At 75.9% G+C, this 2692-nt stretch carries 2 protein-coding genes and 2 pseudogenes; all 4 read left to right on the top strand.

Annotated features, from left to right (window positions below; genetic code table 11):
- Positions 1-114: 114 nt before the first annotated feature.
- A pseudogene (locus JNW89_RS39490) lies at positions 115-171 on the top strand (hypothetical protein); the annotation flags it as partial.
- Between the two features lie 38 nt (positions 172-209).
- Positions 210-732 (top strand): annotated as a pseudogene (locus JNW89_RS33890) (sulfurtransferase); the annotation flags it as partial.
- 48 nt (positions 733-780) lie between these two features.
- Positions 781-1962, top strand: coding sequence for an acetoin utilization protein AcuC (locus tag JNW89_RS33885; protein WP_238452139.1), 1182 nt, complete (start codon positions 781-783; stop codon positions 1960-1962).
- A 28-nt stretch (positions 1963-1990) separates the two neighbouring features.
- Positions 1991-2692 (top strand): GNAT family N-acetyltransferase (locus JNW89_RS33880; RefSeq protein WP_238452138.1); only part of this gene is annotated, 702 nt, incomplete at its 3' end.

The raw sequence follows: 2692 nt of genomic DNA, 5'->3' as shown, positions 1-2692 counted from the left end.
GCCAGCCGGCCCGCCTCGACGCCGGCGAGCTGGTGCCGTTCCGGGCCGCCGTGGCGGCCGGGGTGCAGGCCGTGATGACCGGGCACCTGCTCGTGCCCGCCCTCGACCGAGGAGCTGCCCGCCACCCTCAGCCCCCGCATCCTCGGCGACCTGCTCCGCGAGGAGCTGGGCTTCTCCGGCGTGGTGATCACCGACGCCGTGGAGATGCGGGCGGTCACCGACCGGTACGGCTGCTGCACGGCGGGTGGCCGGCCTGGCTCGCCGCCGGCCTGCCCACCTCCACCGAGGTGCCCACCCCGCCCCCGGGTGACGTGGCCGTCCGCCCTGGCGCCCTCCCGGTGCTGGACACCGCCGCCGCGGCGGAGCTGGCCGCCGCCGACGAAGGCGTCCTCCTCGACGTTCGGGCCGCGCCCCCGCTACCGGGGCGAGACCGAGCCGATCGATCCCGTCGCCGGGCACGTGCCGGGCGCGGTGAACCTGCCCGCCCCGGAGTACGTCACCGAGGGGCGCTTCCCGGCCGCCGAGGCGCTGCGCGAGCGGTTCGCCGCTGCCGGGGTGACCGAGGGCACGCCGGTCGGGGCGTACTGCGGATCGGGGGTGACCGCCGCGCAGGCGGTGCTCGCCCTGCACCTGGCGGGGCGACCGGACGCCGCGCTCTACGTCGGCTCGTGGAGCAACTGGGTGGCCGACCCAGACCGGCCGGTGGCCACCGGGGAGACATCACCCCGCTGAGCAGCGCGTGCGGTGGGCGGCCGACGCCGCTCGTGCGACGATGACCTCATGTCGGACGACACGGTGGTGGTGTGGGACGAGGCCCTGCTCGCCTACGACATGGGGGAGCACCCGCTCGACCCGGTACGGGTCGAGCTGACCATGGCGCTGGCCCGGGAGCTGGGTGTCCTCGACCGGCCCGGGGTCCGCCTGGTCCGGCCGACGCCGGCCGACGACGCGCTGCTCACCCGGGTGCACCAGCCGGACTACCTGGACGCCGTCCGGGCCGCGCCGCGCGACCCGCTCTTCGCCGGGTACGGGCTGGGCACCTCCGACAATCCCGTCTTCGACGGCATGCACGACTCCAGCGCGCTGATCGCCGGGGCCAGCGTCGCGGCCGCCGAGGCGGTCTGGCGGGGCGAGGCCCGCCGCGCGGTGAACGTGGCCGGTGGGCTGCACCACGCCATGCCGGACCGGGCCGCCGGCTTCTGCGTCTACAACGACCCGGCGGTGGCCATCGCCCGCCTGCTCGACCTGGGCGCCGAGCGGGTCGCGTACGTGGACGTGGACGTGCACCACGGCGACGGCGTGCAGGAGATGTTCTACCGGGACCCGCGGGTGCTCACGGTCAGCCTGCACGAGACCCCGCTGGCGCTCTTCCCCGGCACCGGTTTCCCCGACGAGACCGGCGGTCCGGGCGCGGAGGGCAGCGCGGTGAACGTGCCGCTGCCGCCCGGCATCGACGACACCGGCTGGCAGCGCGCCTTCCACGCGATCGTGCCGTCGGTGCTGCGCGCGTTCCGGCCACAGATCCTGGTCACCCAGTGCGGCGCGGACGGGCACCGGCTGGACCCGTTGGCCGACCTGCACCTCACCGTCGACGGGCAGCGCGCCACCTACCTGGCCCTGCGGGCGCTTGCCGACGAGCTCTGCGAGGGCCGCTGGGTGGCCTTCGGCGGCGGCGGGTACGCGCTGGCCGAGGTGGTGCCCCGGGCGTGGACCCACCTGCTGGCGATCGCCAGCGGCGACCCGATCGCGCCGGCCACCCTGACCCCGCCGGCCTGGCGGGAACTGGTCGCCAAGCGGCTGCCTGGCCGGGAGATCCCGCTGCGGATGACCGACGACGTCGACCCGGCGTACGAGCCGTGGCAGCCGACCGGCGAGCCGACCTCCGTGGACCGGGCGATCGCCGCCACCCGCAAGGCGGTCTTCCCGCTGCTCGGGCTCGACCCGCACGACCCGCGCGACTGAGTCGGTGGCCTGGGGAGGGGACCGACCGGTGACCACTGTCGACCAACCGGTGGACGTGCTGCTCAGCGACGGCAGCACCGGTCAGCTGCGCCCGATCCGCCCCGCGGACGGGCCGGAGATCGTGGCGATGCACTCGCGCTTCTCCGAGCGCACCCGCTACCTGCGCTACTTCTCCCCGTACCCGCGCATCCCCGACCGGGACCTGCACCGTTTCGTCAACGTCGACCACCGCGACCGGGAGGCCTTCGTGGTGCTCGCCGGGGACCGGATCGTCGCCGTCGGCCGGTACGAGCGGCTCGGCCCGGAGGCCCCGGAGGCCGAGGTGGCGTTCGTGGTCGAGGACGCCTACCAGGGGCGGGGGATCGGCTCGGTGCTGCTGGAGCACCTCGCCGACGCGGCCCGGCGGGCCGGCATCGTGCACTTCGTCGCCGAGGTGCTTCCCGCCAACGGCGCCATGCTGCGGGTCTTCTCCGACTTCGGCTACCAGGTCCAGCGCCAGTTCGCCGACGGCGTGGTGCACCTGACCTTCCCGATCGCCCCCACCGAGTCGACGTTGGAGGTGCAGCGGGGCCGGGAGCACCGCACCGAGGCCCGCTCGATCGCCCGGCTGCTCGCCCCGCGCGGCATCGCCGTCTACGGCGCCAGCGCCACCGGGCAGGGCGTCGGCGCGGCCGTGCTCGGGCACCTGCGCGACGGCGGCTACCCGGGTGCGATCGTGCCGGTGCACCCC

The organism is Micromonospora sp. 4G55, from assembly GCF_016803375.1.
The sequence above is the reverse complement of the archived record's forward strand: the minus strand, read 5'-3'. Positions and strand labels throughout refer to the sequence as shown.

Coding starts and splice junctions, on each gene's coding strand:
- JNW89_RS33885 (WP_238452139.1), top strand. CDS start 781: ATGTCGGACGACACGGTGGTGGTGTGGGACGAGGCCCTGCTCGCCTAC.